The organism is Mangrovimonas sp. DI 80, assembly GCF_001975575.1.
Taxonomy (GTDB): domain Bacteria; phylum Bacteroidota; class Bacteroidia; order Flavobacteriales; family Flavobacteriaceae; genus Mangrovimonas_A; species Mangrovimonas_A xylaniphaga.
In genome coordinates, this window is sequence record NZ_MSDT01000005.1 from 300,352 (window position 1) to 314,913 (window position 14,562).

The 14,562-nt window shown below is 37.6% G+C and carries 14 protein-coding genes; 8 read left to right on the plus strand and 6 right to left on the minus strand.

Annotation, left to right across the window (positions count from 1 at the left end):
• Positions 1 to 104: 104 nt before the first annotated feature.
• Together BKM32_RS11045 and BKM32_RS11050 are read left to right on the plus strand one after the other, a co-directional pair.
• Positions 105 to 2,396: a type IA DNA topoisomerase gene (locus BKM32_RS11045; protein ID WP_076663839.1), complete on the plus strand. Its 2,292-nt coding sequence runs from the start codon at positions 105 to 107 to the stop codon at positions 2,394 to 2,396.
• Positions 2,383 to 2,970: a pseudouridine synthase gene (locus BKM32_RS11050; protein WP_076663840.1), complete on the plus strand. Its 588-nt coding sequence runs from the start codon at positions 2,383 to 2,385 to the stop codon at positions 2,968 to 2,970. The genes BKM32_RS11045 and BKM32_RS11050 overlap by 14 nt, the downstream gene beginning before the upstream one ends.
• 10 nt (positions 2,971 to 2,980) lie before the next feature.
• On the opposite strand, the gene BKM32_RS11055 is transcribed toward BKM32_RS11050, so the two are convergent.
• The 3 genes from BKM32_RS11055 to BKM32_RS11065 all read right to left on the minus strand — a co-directional run bounded on the left by BKM32_RS11055 (position 2,981) and on the right by BKM32_RS11065 (position 5,901).
• On the minus strand, positions 2,981 to 3,676 hold the full coding sequence (locus tag BKM32_RS11055) for a hypothetical protein (protein ID WP_083702169.1): 696 nt from the start codon (positions 3,674 to 3,676) through the stop codon (positions 2,981 to 2,983).
• Positions 3,677 to 3,769: 93 nt separating this feature from the next.
• Positions 3,770 to 5,293, minus strand: a complete 1,524-nt coding sequence (locus BKM32_RS11060) for a DEAD/DEAH box helicase (protein ID WP_123812107.1) — start codon at positions 5,291 to 5,293, stop codon at positions 3,770 to 3,772.
• A gap of 128 nt (positions 5,294 to 5,421) precedes the next feature.
• The gene (locus tag BKM32_RS11065) at positions 5,422 to 5,901 is read right to left on the minus strand and encodes an Hsp20/alpha crystallin family protein (protein ID WP_076663999.1); all 480 of its coding nucleotides are present in this window, start codon (positions 5,899 to 5,901) and stop codon (positions 5,422 to 5,424) included.
• A gap of 644 nt (positions 5,902 to 6,545) precedes the next feature.
• On the opposite strand from BKM32_RS11065, the gene BKM32_RS11070 reads away from it, so the two are divergent.
• The gene (locus BKM32_RS11070) at positions 6,546 to 7,106 is read left to right on the plus strand and encodes a biopolymer transporter ExbD (protein WP_076663842.1); all 561 of its coding nucleotides are present in this window, start codon (positions 6,546 to 6,548) and stop codon (positions 7,104 to 7,106) included.
• Here BKM32_RS11070 and BKM32_RS11075 read toward each other — a convergent pair.
• Positions 7,078 to 7,530, minus strand: coding sequence for a 3D domain-containing protein (locus BKM32_RS11075; RefSeq protein ID WP_076663843.1), 453 nt, complete (start codon positions 7,528 to 7,530; stop codon positions 7,078 to 7,080). The genes BKM32_RS11070 and BKM32_RS11075 overlap by 29 nt on opposite strands.
• Positions 7,531 to 7,561: 31 nt before the next feature.
• Complete coding sequence (locus BKM32_RS11080; RefSeq protein WP_076663844.1) at positions 7,562 to 9,562, minus strand: thiamine pyrophosphate-dependent enzyme; 2,001 nt, start codon at positions 9,560 to 9,562, stop codon at positions 7,562 to 7,564.
• Positions 9,563 to 9,711: 149 nt separating this feature from the next.
• Between BKM32_RS11080 and BKM32_RS11085 the strand changes: the two genes are divergently transcribed.
• Genes BKM32_RS11085 through BKM32_RS11105 form a run of 5 tightly spaced genes read left to right on the plus strand, consistent with a single transcriptional unit; the run spans position 9,712 to position 13,664 of the window.
• Positions 9,712 to 10,662 carry an isopenicillin N synthase family oxygenase gene (locus BKM32_RS11085; RefSeq protein WP_076663845.1) on the plus strand — a complete coding sequence of 317 codons (951 nt, stop codon included), beginning with the start codon at positions 9,712 to 9,714 and terminating at the stop codon, positions 10,660 to 10,662.
• Between the two features lie 7 nt (positions 10,663 to 10,669).
• Positions 10,670 to 10,999, plus strand: a complete 330-nt coding sequence (locus BKM32_RS11090; protein WP_076663846.1) for a translation initiation factor — start codon at positions 10,670 to 10,672, stop codon at positions 10,997 to 10,999.
• A 4-nt stretch (positions 11,000 to 11,003) separates the two neighbouring features.
• Complete coding sequence (locus tag BKM32_RS11095) at positions 11,004 to 11,939, plus strand: hypothetical protein (RefSeq protein WP_053977805.1); 936 nt, start codon at positions 11,004 to 11,006, stop codon at positions 11,937 to 11,939.
• Entirely contained in the window at positions 11,929 to 12,804 is an 876-nt protein-coding gene (locus tag BKM32_RS11100) for a nucleoside phosphorylase (protein WP_076663847.1), read from the plus strand. Before BKM32_RS11095 ends, BKM32_RS11100 begins: the two co-directional genes overlap by 11 nt.
• 2 nt (positions 12,805 to 12,806) lie before the next feature.
• Positions 12,807 to 13,664 (plus strand): substrate-binding domain-containing protein, encoded by an 858-nt coding sequence (locus tag BKM32_RS11105; protein WP_076663848.1) that lies wholly within the window; start codon positions 12,807 to 12,809, stop codon positions 13,662 to 13,664.
• A 228-nt stretch (positions 13,665 to 13,892) separates the two neighbouring features.
• Here BKM32_RS11105 and BKM32_RS11110 read toward each other — a convergent pair whose 3' ends face one another.
• The gene (locus BKM32_RS11110; RefSeq protein WP_076663849.1) at positions 13,893 to 14,558 is read right to left on the minus strand and encodes a uracil-DNA glycosylase; all 666 of its coding nucleotides are present in this window, start codon (positions 14,556 to 14,558) and stop codon (positions 13,893 to 13,895) included.
• Positions 14,559 to 14,562: the final 4 nt, after the last annotated feature.

The window sequence follows — 14,562 nt, forward strand, 5'->3', positions numbered from 1 at the left end:
AATATTACTTTTCCTCATCTTTGTTTTTCCTTTATAAATAAGAATGAAAAGCTCATAAAATATTACCTTGCGCCTTTATAATTACAAAGCATAAAATTTAGCCCGTGAAAGTCTGTATTGCCGAGAAACCCAGTGTAGCCCGTGAAATTGCTTCCGTTTTGGGAGCCAATACAAAGCATGATGGCTATTTTGAAGGCAATGGCTACGCGGTTACCTACACCTTTGGTCATTTGTGCACCCTTATGGAGCCCAACGACTATAAACCCCATTGGAAAAGTTGGGATTTGAACAACCTTCCAATGCTTCCCGATAAGTTTAAAACTAAGGTATCTCCCAATGCTGGAATTCAAAAGCAATTCAAAATTGTAAAAAAACTGTTCGACAAGGCCGATGTAGTGATCAACTGTGGGGATGCTGGTCAAGAAGGAGAGTTAATTCAACGTTGGGTGCTGGATCAGGCTAATTACAAAGGCGAAGTACAGCGCCTGTGGATTTCCTCCTTGACAACGGAAGCCATTAAAGAAGGCTTTGATAACTTAAAGCCGTCAACCCAATACGACAACCTTTTTTATGCGGGCTTTTCTAGAGCTATCGGAGATTGGCTTTTGGGTATGAATGCCACAAGGCTTTACACTTTAAAACATGGCGGCTACAAGCAGGTATTATCTATAGGAAGAGTACAGACTCCTACCCTTGCCATGGTAGTCAATCGCTTTAAGGAAATCGAGAATTTCCAACCACAGCCCTATTGGGAACTTCAGACGCTTTATAGAGACACCTTATTTAGCTATGAAGAAGGTCGTTTTCTAAAAATGGAAGAAGGAGAAGTCTTGGCCAACAAGGTGAAAGAGGATGAATTTGAAATTGAATCCATCACTAAAAAGAAAGGCAAGGAGTACGCTCCTAAACTATTCGACTTAACAGGACTTCAGGTTTATTGCAACACCAAATTTGGGTTTTCTGCCGAAGATACGCTTAAAATCGTTCAACGTTTATACGAAATGAAAGTGGTTACCTATCCAAGGGTAGACACCACTTTCTTACCTACAGATATTTACCCAAAGGTACCTGGCATCCTTCAAAAGCTGACCAATTACAGTACTTTAGTGCAGCCGTTATTGGGTAAGAAAATTAAAAAGTCTAGTAAGGTATTCAACGATAAAAAAGTTACCGATCACCACGCTATCATTCCAACGGGAATGCAAAGCCAACTGCAATACAACCAACAACAGGTTTACGATATTATTGTAAGGCGTTTTATTGCTGTTTTTTATGATGAATGTGAAGTATCGAATACCACAGTCATAGGAAGAGCGGCCGAGGTTAATTTCAAAACAACCGGAAAGGAAATTCTGAAAAAGGGCTGGCGTGTTGTTTTTGAAAATCCTGATAAACCTGAAAAGGAATCGGATATTCTTCCTGTATTTACCAAAGGAGAAAAAGGCCCACATGAGCCTTCCTTTTTGGAAAAGCAAACCAAACCACCCAATCAGTTTACGGAAGCCACCTTACTTAGAGCCATGGAAACCGCAGGAAAACAGGTGGATGATGACGAAATGCGGGAATTGATGAAGGAAAATGGTATTGGAAGACCTTCTACTAGGGCAAATATCATTGAAACTTTGTTCAAAAGGCAATACATTAAGCGAAATAAAAAGCAAATCTTACCGACTGTAACAGGCATTGCTCTGATAGATATTATTCAAAATGAACTATTGAAATCTGCCGAACTTACTGGATTGTGGGAAAAGCAATTGAAGGACATTGAAAAAGGCAGTTATAGTGCAAGTATGTTTATAAAAAACATGAAGCGCATGGTGGACGAATTGGTCTATGAAGTACGAAGCGAAACCAAGCGTGCCAACCTTTCTCAAGCCGCTGTAGTAAAGCAACGCGCTGTTAAAGCAGTAGCCACTAAAAAGGCCGGAATTACAGCCGAAACATGCCCAAAATGTAAAAAAGGACAGCTTATTAAAGGAAAAACAGCTTACGGTTGCAGTAATTATAAATCGGGGTGTGACTTTGTGCTTCCGTTTAAAGTGTACAACAAAACCATTTCTGAAAAGCAGTTTATCAGATTGCTCAAAAAAGGGTCTACCGTAAACTTAAAAGGGTTTAAAGATGGCTCTTCTTCAGTTGAGGGATTGCTTCGTTTTGATGATAACTTCAAATTGGTTTTGGAACCTAAAAAGACCAAGAAGAAGGAAGTTCCGGAGGTATTGACTTGTCCAAAATGTAAAAAAGGAACTATCCTAAAAGGCAAAACTGCTTACGGATGCAGTGCCCACAAAGAAGGTTGTGATTTTAGGATTTCATATGAAGACATCAGAAACAGAGCTAACAGCCAACAATTAACTAAAGAATTGGTTTTTAATATTATAAATGACGCCATCTAAACCAGAACATAAACACTTCAAAATCTACAAACCTTTTGGGATTTTAAGTCAATTTGTTAGCAATGCCAAGCATGAACAAAAGAAAAAGTTCCTTGGCGACTTGCATTCTTTTCCCGAAGGCACCATGGCTATTGGACGTTTGGACAAAAACTCTGAAGGCCTCCTACTCTTGACTACAGATGGACAATTGAGCTATGATATTTGCAGTTCAAAAATTGATAAGGAATATTACGTCCAGGTGGATGGTATGATTACCCAAGAAGCTATTATCAAACTTCAAGAAGGTGTTGAAATTGGTTTTAAGGGCATAAAATATATCACAAAACCTTGCGAAGTTACCTTTTTAGAAAACCCTCCCAATTTACCAGAACGCATTCAAAAAATAAGGGACGACAGACATGGCCCAACATCATGGATATCTGTTATTATTAGTGAAGGAAAATATCGCCAAGTAAGAAAGATGACCTCTGCAGTAGGTTTTCCAACCCTGCGACTGGTAAGAGTTCGTGTGGGAGATTTTACCCTTGATGACATGCAACCAGGTGATGTCATACCTACGGAAGTGAGTTTATAATAAAAAGCTGTTACGGGGTTTCTTTAATAACAAGAATACTGGCTTTAACCCCAGTGAGCAAATTCCACTCCTTAGCCGACACTAAAGTACCATTATCATCATACACCTTGAATTCGGCCGTATTGGGCCCAGATTGCCCTTGATTTAAAGCAAGAAATACAATTCTGTTAAACCCTTCTTGTAAAGGAATGTCAAAAGATTTGTAATTTGAAGTCAGCACCAACCTTGGAACTACAATTTCATCGTTTACAAACACTCGAACCATGTCACCGTCAGGATACTCGTGATCACGACACATGATATTGACAAACTTTCCATTACTCCTATAATCTCCCAAAAATTGGTCAGCCATCGCTTCGGGTTTGATACCAGTGTCAGCCGCAGCTTTATTCCATCGTTGTTCGTAAATGGTTCCTGGATTGATAAGCGTACTATTGTCAATCATGGAGAATTCCTCCTTCAATTCTCTAACTTCCACCTTACTTTTTAAAGGAATACCATTGATATTATCATCGGTTTTGGTCAACGAGGGAGCGTCTGAACTAGGCTTTATCTTTAAATCTGTTGGTATAGAATCCTTTTCCTTAGTTTCTTTCGCAGGAATCTTAATGGACTTATTCTCCTTTTTATCTCCTACCTGGGCTTGAGATTGGAAATATGCCATAAACAGAAAAGCCATTAAAAACAGAATTTTGGAATTCTTCATAACTCTAAACATTTCTTTTTCTTGTAGGAAATCAAAGACTATACCTTTTTGCCGAAAATAAGGCGTTTTGCGGAAATAAATTTTAAACTTTAGTTAAAACTTCCCATTAAAGCTCAAGCGTAATTTTCTGTTATATTCATCATGCAGCCAATCTTTATAGTTGTCTGTACAATTCATAATGCAGTAGGAATATTGCTTGATACGATAGGCAATATCATCCTGTAAATGTTTAATTAAGGATCGAGCTTCGTAGACATCTTTACTGCTTTCAATACACATTTGAGAATGTTGCTGAATGGAGCGCTCAATGGCCACAATAGACTTCTGCCCCTCCTGAACCGCCTTTTGATATTCAGCTTTCATATCAAAATCGAAGCTTTTTACCCCTTTGAATTTTTGTTTGATAAGTTCTGGCATGGTATAGACAAAGTCTCGCTCTATATCTTCGTCATTTCTGATGTTATCCAAATACAGGTCTGGATATTTAAAAATATGCTGCCAGTCTACGCGTTGGTCCCAAGGGCCAAACCTGATGATATTATTCCCAAGGTCTAACACCAAGAAATCCTTTTTATTGCCAAGAACCCTAGAACCTCTTCCTATCATCTGAAAATACAAAGTCAAAGATCTTGTAGCACGATTTAAAATAACCGATTCTACAGTTGGTTCATCAAACCCCGTCGTCAAAATACTCACGGAAGTTAAAATGCCATCTGGCGTATTTTTAAACCATTTTAAAATATCCCGTCGTTCTTGTTTTGAAGCTGTATTATCCAAATGCCTTATATTTTGGTACCCTGCCTTTTTAAAGGAATAATACACTTCCTTGGAAGTATTGATACCATTATTGAAGATCAAGGTTTTTTTGCCTTTGGACATTTCCTCATAAGCATATAGTAGCTTGCTCTGCATCACCGAGTTGGTATAAAGGGCTTCGGATGACTTTACCGTATAATCTCCATTAACCCCAATTTTCAGAGTGCTTAACTCTACATCGTAATTATAAATTTCGGCCTTGGCCAAAAAACCATTCTTAATTAAAGTGGAAATATCATCCCCTACTATGAGTTCGTCATAATTATCCTTCATTGGAAGTTTAATATTGGAACTCAAAGGTGTAGCTGTCACGCCAAGAATAAAACAATCCTTAAAAAACTTAAAGAGCTTTCTAAAGGAATTGTAGTGGGCCTCATCGATAATTACCAAGCCAATATCTTCCAACTTCAACTTATCGTCATTCAGCCTATTGTTTAAGGTCTCTACCATAGCTACGAAACATTCAAACTCATCTTGATCCGGAAGTTCCTTCACTTTACTATTAATGACTTTGTTTTTCACCCCAAAACCAGATAACATTCTAGACGTCTGCTTGCACAACTCAATACGGTGGGTTAAAATGACCACTTTTTTCTGATGATGCTTAATATATCGTCTCACAATCTCAGAGAAAATAACGGTTTTCCCCCCACCTGTTGGCAACTGGTACAATAGATTAAAACTATCCGATTGGGTTTGAATCACATCAAAAATCCGATTGAGATCCGCCAATTGATAATCGTATAAACGTTTCTTGTTTTTTAGTTCCTGGGTGAGCTGTAGAGTTTGAGACATAGACATAATTCCTAGAAAAAATTCTAGTAAAGTTAAGATTTTACATGATTTAATGGAATAGTTGTTAAAAACATTTGAAAAAAATAGGGAGGCTTTAACACCTCCCTTTAAATATAATTAATTGTAATCGATATTTAAGAAACCTCAATACGTTTTACAGGTTTTTGCTTTGCTTCATCTCTTTTTGGAAGATTGACCTCCAAAATTCCATCTTGATAGGTAGCCTTAATTTTATCTGACTCTACGGTATCTGGCAAAGTAAATGTTCTTTTAAATGAAGAATACCCAAATTCCCTTCTGGTGTAATTCTCGTTTTTCTCTTCATCATGCGTTTTGACCTCTGAGGAAATCGTCAAAATTTTGTTCTCGATGTTAATATCAAAATCTGATTTTTTCATTCCCGGAATAGCCAATTCCAAATGGAAGGCCTCATTGGTCTCTTTTATATTTACTGCAGGCGCTGTAATACCAGTGTTAAAATTGGACAAAAACTCTGTACCAAAACTAGGGTCAAACAAATTGTCAACCCAAGATGAAAAACTTGGCAGTGTGGCAACGCTTCTTTTGTTTGAAGTTGTTTTGCCTGGTTTAGGCAATGTTACTAAAGTACTCATGTTGTTCATTTTTTAAGTTAAACAAAAATTCACCTATCACTAAACAAAATAGATACCAAAGCAATGTTTATGTTAAAAAACTGACATTTCTACATATAGAAAGTCATTTTGTCGGGCAAAACTCACTGTAAACCAATACTAAAGAACATTTTGACTGTTAAAATCTGTTAAAAACCAAAACTTCAGTGTTTTAACCGTAACATTTTTTAATTGGGGGCGTCTATAAAGTAAATCATCAATCATTAAAAACGAAATATCATGAGAACTTTAGACACAAATCAATTATCAGAAACCTTACACGGAAGCAAGAGCAATTCTTGGAATAACAAGAGACGATTTAGAATAACATTCTAAAAGCGAAAAGAAAAATTACCAATTACATCATCAATCAAATTTCATCATCAATCAAGAACCAACAGTTAACAATCATTAAAAATCAAAAGCTATGAAAGCGTTATCTAAAATTATTGACAGTACTCACAGTAGAGAAGATGATTTGGAAACGTTGAAGTGACAACAGAATTTTCATCAATCAATCATCAGGAAAATCGGCATAAATCCATTATTTATGCCGATTTTCTTTTTAACAAAATTTTATGGTATCGTTTTTGTGAAGGGTTCATTAAACCATAAATCCTTGACATATGAAAACTTCACGACACGCCGCACCCCAAGTAAATGCAGGCTCCATGGCCGATATTGCATTTTTATTGCTCATCTTCATTTTGGTTACTACCACCATCTCCATGGACTCAGGCTTAAGTAGAAAACTTCCGCCTCCTTGCCCTCCAAACACCGATTGCAATGCAGATATTAAGGAAAGAAACATCCTTAGAGTCATGATAAACCCAAATAATGACATTTTGGTGAACGAAAAAATTGTTGCAATTCAAGACCTAAAACAGGTTGTAGCCAACTTTATAGACAATAATGGCACAAAAACCTGCGACTACTGTCACGGAAAATCTGAAATCACGTCCTCCGAGAATCCTCAAAAAGCAGTGATTTCTTTACAAACTGCAGCGAAGACTAAATATGAGTTTTACATAGAAGTTCAAGATGAAATCACTAAAGCTTATTACGATTTAAGAGCCACATACGCCAGTGAAATCCTAAGAAAGCCTAGTGATAATTTAACCGAAAAAGATTTAAAGGAAGTAAAAGAAGCCTATCCTTTTATTTTATCTGAAGCTCAGACGGAATAGAGTCAGGTACGATCTCCACCTGATATTTGATTTTCACCTTTTTTCGCCCCCAATTTCTGGCAGAATCCACATCCACTCCCATATAGATATCAATTCTATTGGTCCAGCGGGTGTGCATTTTGTCTTTCACCAAAAATAACCCATCAAAACCTTCAATCATTACAGGTGTATCGTGTTTAAGGCCTTTTTTCAACAAATCCCTAGATACTGCAATATATTTTAATCCTGGTTTCAAACTATCGCCAAAAGCTGTAATGTGAGGATTGGAATTGGTCTGACTTTCGAGAGAATTGTATGCTGTCGCCGTAACCTTCAAAGTTTTCCATTCATGGGTTTTGGTTGGTTCAACCTCTTTTTTACAAGATATTGCAAACACAAAAAACAGAACTCCCAAAACTTTTATAATGCTAGTGTTGGACAGCATAATTTAAATTTTCAACAATGAACTTTTCAATCTAATAGGCAATCAATTCCTTAAGCGCCTCTTCAAACCTAGCTTTTGCTAAATATTGATTTTCCAATTGAGAAATGAATGGAATTGGGGTTTCCAAACTTGCTACACGCTTCACAGGCGCATCCAAATGCTCAAAACACTCCTCCATAATCATGGCAGATAAGTCGCTGGCAATCCCTCCAAACAAGGAGTCTTCCTGTAGAATTATCACTCTCCCTGTTTTTCTCACCGAGGCAAAGACAGTCTCCGCATCTAAAGGCTGCAAAGTCCTCAAATCGATCAAATCTGCCTTTATATCTGGGTTGGCTTCTAAACTTTCCAAGGCCCAATGTACCGCCACTCCATAACTAATAATCGTGACATCAGTTCCTTCCTTCAAAAGAGCAGCTTTCCCCAATGGCAAGGTAAAATAACTCGTTGGCACCTCCTGCTTTACACTTCTGTACAAAGCTTTATGCTCAAAAAACAACACTGGATTAGGATCGTTGATCGCTGTTGCCAATAAGCCTTTGGCATCATACGGAAATGCTGGGTATACTACTTTTAACCCTGGTGTTTTAGTGAACCAAGCCTCATTGGTTTGTGAATGGAATGGCCCCGCAGCAACACCTGCTCCGCAAGGCATTCTTACAACCACATCAGCCTGTTGACCCCAACGGTAATGCGATTTGGCTAAATAATTAACAATAGGGTTAAAACCGGAACTCACAAAATCGGCAAATTGCATTTCTACAACTGCCTTCATACCTGCAATGGACAGCCCCATTCCTACTTCCACAATGGCCGATTCACAAATCGGGGTATTTCTTACGCGGTCTTTGCCAAAGGCATCCACAAAGCCTTCAGTGATTTTAAATACACCACCATATTCGGCAATATCCTGCCCCATAACCACCAAATCCTTATGGCGTTCCATGGACTGTTTTAAGCCTTCAGAAACCGCATCTATGAAACGAATTTCAGCAACCTCTGAGCCGGCTTCAACATTTTCATACTTAAAATCTTTATAAACATCACCCAATTCCTTTTCAATATTAGGTTCAATAGGTGATTCATCATAAGCCATTTGCAAATGCGCATTGATTTCTTCTGCAATGCTTTCTCTTGCGGCGGCTATTTGTTTATCGGTAATAACATTGGTTTCCTTTAAATATAACTCAAAATTGCTCAAAGGATCCTTTTCTGCCCATTCGTCCATTAATTTCTTTGGAACATATTTGGTACCGCTAGCCTCCTCATGGCCACGCATTCTAAAGGTTTTAAACTCAATAAGAATTGGTCGCGGACGCTTACGGATACTTTCGGCCAATTTTGAAACCTTGGTATACACTTCAATAATGTTATTTCCATCTATAATAAAGGATTCCATACCATAGCCCTTTCCTCTATCGGCAATATCTTTACAGTTATACTGCTCGTTAGTTGGTGTTGAAAGTCCATACCCATTGTTTTCCACACAAAAAATAACGGGCAATTGCCACACAGAAGCCACATTGAGCGCTTCGTGAAAATCTCCTTCACTAGTCCCTCCTTCTCCCGTAAACACCGCAGTAACCTGTTTTTTCTTTTTTAGCAAACTCGCCAAGGCAATACCATCTGCCACACCCAATTGAGGTCCCAAATGGGAAATCATTCCTATAATATTGAATTCTTGAGTTCCAAAGTGAAAAGAACGATCGCGTCCATTGGTAAAACCACTGGCTTTTCCTTGCCACTGACTGAACAAACGATGTAACGGAATGTCCCTAGAAGTAAATACTCCCAAATTTCTATGCATTGGCAACACATACTCTTCCTTTTGTAACGCCATAGTTACCCCTACGGAAATAGCCTCCTGACCAATACCTGAAAACCACTTCGAAATTTTCCCTTGACGCAGTAAAATCAACATCTTTTCCTCTATCAAGCGTGGCTTTAACATCTGCTTATAGAGTTGGATCAATTTCTTGGAATCTAAATTCTTTTTATCGTAGGTAATGTTGCTTTTGATGGACGTTAGCATATTGATATTGTTTCTTTTCTCAGCCAAATTTAATTAAAAATTATATCTGCCTTTCTTAAACTTATTTTTTTTTACCCAAGACCATTTGTACTAAATTTTAGCTATGTTTTCGTTATTTTTGTATTATTACAACTATAAATGCCTTAATAATGAACGCAATACCAAGTGTTGACCTTCAGGATTTTATTTCAGGAGACCCCATTAGAAAACAAAAATTCGTAGATGAAATAGGAAAAGCCTATGAAGATATAGGGTTTGTTGCCCTTAAAGGCCATTTCTTGGACGACAAGTTGGTGGAGTCGCTTTATTCCGAAGTAAAACGCTTTTTCGATCTTCCCCTAGAAACCAAACAGAAATATGAAATTCCAGGAATTGGAGGGCAACGAGGTTATGTTTCCTTTGGAAAAGAAAGTGCCAAAGGCAAAAAAGAAGGCGATTTGAAAGAATTTTGGCATTTTGGTCAATACGTGGAAGACAATCCCAAATTGGCCGAAACATACCCCGACAATGTTACAGTTGAGGAAGTTCCCGAATTTAATGCTGTTGGAAAAGAAGCCTACAAGATGTTGGAAAAAACGGCTAAATACGTATTGCGCGCTTTAGCTCTTAGACTAGGGCTTGAGGAAACTTATTTTGATAATTATATCCACAACGGCAACTCCATTTTAAGACCTATCCACTACCCTCCTATTGTAGAGGAACCCAAAGAAGCCGTTAGAGCGGCAGCCCATGGCGACATTAATTTGATTACTCTTTTAATGGGGGCACAAGGTCGCGGTTTACAGGTGCAAAATCACAAGGGCGAATGGATTGATGCCATTGCCCAACCTGACGAACTGATGATTAATGTGGGAGACATGCTATCAAGACATACCAATAATAAACTAAAATCTACTATTCACCGTGTGGTAAATCCTCCAAAGGAACTTTGGGGAACGTCTCGCTATTCCATTCCATTTTTTATGCATCCCGTTTCTGAAATGAAATTGGACGTTTTGGATACTTGCGTAGATGAAGAACATCCCAAATTATACGAAGACTCCACCGCCGGGGAATTCCTTCACGAACGTTTAGTAGAACTAGGACTCATTAAACAATAATTACTTTATGGATTTACAGGATCAATTAAAACACCTTTTCCCAGATCACAAACCTGAACCTGAAACCGAAACTGCCACACCAGAAGATGATATCTGGATGCAGGACGACCCCATTATTTGCAAATACGAAAAGCGTAAAGGAAAACCTATCACCATCCTTGAAGGCTATACAGGTGCTACCGAAGATTTTAAACTCTTGGCCAAAGAACTCAAAACCAAGCTAAGTGTTGGCGGTAGTTTTAAAGACGATAAAATTATCATTCAAGGAGATTACAGAGATAAAATCATGCAGATTCTAAAAGAAAAAGGATTTGTCGTAAAACGCGTAGGAGGATAACTTTATGGAGACGCTTCACATTACAAATGGTGGTCAACTCACCAAAAAATTGTTAGAGTACGATATTACCGGTGACATTCTCACTTGGGACGAAATGCTTTGTGAAGGCCCTACCACCGAAGATATAGACTCCAAGGAGTTCGTTCAATTGCGAAAGGAATTCTTTAGGGATATTTACGGTTTGGAATTTGATGAAAAAAAGTTCTACATAGACATCAATAAACTTAATAACCCCGAAAACTATTCGGAAATCATCTTGTGGTTTGAATACGATTTATTTTGCCATATCAATCTTATTGCAGTACTAAGCCTTATTCTTCAAAAGAAAATGAACCTTCCCCTCTACCTCGTTTGCAGTGGGCGTGTGGAAGGCGAAAAAAATCTCAAGGGACTTTCGGAACTTACCCAAGATCAACTCTTGGAACATTATGATGACAGGATACTCTTGAAAGATTTCGACATTAATATGGCAGATACGTTGTGGAGTATTTACTGCGGAAAGGACCACAATCTGCTAAAACCTTATATTACCACAAATTCTTCTTTTGAATATTTAAGTAATTGCCTAAAAGCACATTTGGAGCGTTTCCCGGATTCTAGAAGCGGATTGAGCGCCTTGGAACAAAACATCCTAATTATTGTTAGGGACAACACCATAAAATCCCGCCATCACCTTTTAGGCTACATTTTGAATTACCAAGGATATTACGGCTTTGGTGATATTCAAATAAACCGATTGATTGAGCATCTTTCCATGTTTTTTGATGAAAGTGAAACCGATATCTCTCTGAATAGAAAAGGACATGAAGCCCTTTTAAATCAATCGAATTTTGCCATGGACATCAACAATAATATTTGGTATGGCGGTGTGAACCGCTTGGATTTCCAATTCAGCAAACAGGAGAACAAACTCATCAAAACCCCCATAAATGCCATTTAAAGCTTCGGAACTTATTTTAAATCCAGATGGTTCTATCTACCATCTCAATTTATTACCCGAAAATGTTTCCGAAACCATCATTTTGGTTGGAGATCCGGATAGAGTTGATCAAGTTTCTCAATATTTTGATTCCATTGAATTCAAAAAAAGAAAACGAGAATTCCATACTCAAACTGGCACTTATAAAAACAAACGCATAACCGTAATCTCCACAGGAATTGGAACCGATAATATTGACATAGTACTAAATGAACTGGATGCTTTGGTGAATATTGATTTTTCCAAAAAGGAAATCAAAGAAAACCTTACGTCTTTAGATATCGTTAGAATTGGTACTTCAGGCTCGATACAAGAGCATATTCCTGTAGATAGCTTTGTTATTAGCGAACAAGCTATTGGTTTTGATAATCTTTTGACATTTTACAACTGTCAAAATTTAGAAGTATTGGAAGATGTTTCTCAGAGCTTTATGGAACACTCTAATTGGTCCAAAGGCAAGTCAAAGCCCTATGTTATAGGATGTGACACTTCTTTGTTTGAACGTTTAAAATCACATGAAACCATTGATGGTTTTACAGGTACCAATGTTGGATTTTATGGCCCACAGGGAAGAATATTGAGATTAAGCATTGAAGATCGGGATTTGAACAGTAAATTAGCAACCTTTAAGCACAAAGGATTATCGATCACCAATTTAGAAATGGAAACTTCTGCTATCTATGGGTTATCAAAATTACTGAACCACAAAGCGGTATCTATGAATGCCATTATAGCAAATAGAGCTACAGGACAATTCAGTAACAATCCTAAAGAGACAATTTCGCGTTTAATACGCTATACATTAGATAAATTAACGGAGAATTAAAGATGAAGACCGTAAAAATAGGTGGAGTACCTGAACATTTCAATTTAGCTTGGTACTTGACTTTGAAAAATGGAGAATATAAGGATGCAGGTATCAATCTAAGATGGAAAGATTATTTTGGTGGCACAGGTGAAATGTGCAATGCATTACGGGAAGGAGAAATTGATTTGGCCGTAATTTTGACAGAAGGCATCATTAAGGATATTATTGAAGGCAACCCGAGTAAAATAGTACAAACCTTTGTAGCATCGCCACTTATTTGGGGAATTCATGTGGCTAATGATGCTCAATATCAAACTATCGAAGACCTTAAAGGCACCAAAGCTGCCATAAGTCGTTTTGGCTCTGGTTCTCATTTAATGGCCTACATCAATGCACAAAATAATGGCTGGAACCCTGAAACGGATTTAGAGTTTGAAGTTATAGACAATTTGGATGGCGCTATAGAAGGACTCACCAACAATTTAGCCGATTATTTTATGTGGGAGAAATTCACCACTAAACCCATTGTAGACAACGGTATTTTTAGAAGGGTTGGCAATTGCCCAACACCTTGGCCCTGTTTTGTGATTGCGGTAAGAAATGAATTTTTGGAAGCAAACCCAGATACGGTGAAAACCATTTTGGATATCGTTAATAATACCACTAAAGGTTTTAAAGACATTCCAAATATAGACCAAATTATTTCCAAACGCTATGACCAAAAACTGGAAGATGTTCAGGAATGGTTAAGCTTAACCGAATGGTCACAAGAAAATCTGGACAAAGAAACTGTTGAAGTAGTTCAAAACAAGTTGTTTCATTTAAACATTATTAACTCCAAAGTTGACTATGAAACACTTGTTTCTAAAGTTAATTAGAAGTTAACGATATATTATCAACGTTAAATTGGGGTTTATATAAAAATAAAGTCCTAAATTTAGGTTAAAATTTATCCAATCACCACCAACCTATGTTTTTAACCATTGTATATATTCTTGCTTTTTTAGTCGCATTAAATTTTACACTACTCTTTTTTAGTTGCAACAAAACCACTAAAAAAACATCTCAAAAGGAAGTTAAACCAATACCGGTAGTAAAGAAAAAAATTACCACTCAATCGGCTCCTGTCCAGCTTTCTCGAGCAGCAAGTTAGTTTTACTGAAGTGCTTATTTCCAAACCAATACCCTCTGTTGGCACTTAATGGTGATGGATGTCCAGAAGTTAAAACCTGGTGTTTGGATTGATCTATAAGTTTGATTTTCTTTTTGGCATAACCGCCCCAAAGTAAAAACACAACATTCTCTTTTTGTTCACTAACGCACTTTATAACCTGGTCCGTAAAGGTTTCCCAGCCTTTATTTTGATGGCTTCCCGCTTCATGCGCCCTTACCGTTAAAGTAGCATTTAAAAGCAGTACCCCTTGTTGTGCCCATCGTTCCAAATTACCCGAAACAGGATATGGCACATCAAGATCGGCTTCAATTTCCTTGAAAATGTTGATCAAGGAAGGGGGATGGGCAATCCCATCGGTCACTGAAAAACAAAGGCCGTTAGCCTGTTTTGGTCCATGGTAGGGATCCTGCCCAATAATAACCACTTTAGTGTTTTCAATGGGACACCATTCAAAGGCTGAATATATTTGCTTTTCTGGAGGAAAACAGGTGTGTCGACAATATTCGTTTTTTACAAACTCGGTTAAATTTTCAAAATAAGGTTTAAAAAATTCTTCTTCTAAATACGCTTTCCAAGTAGGCTCTAATTGTACGTCCATGTAT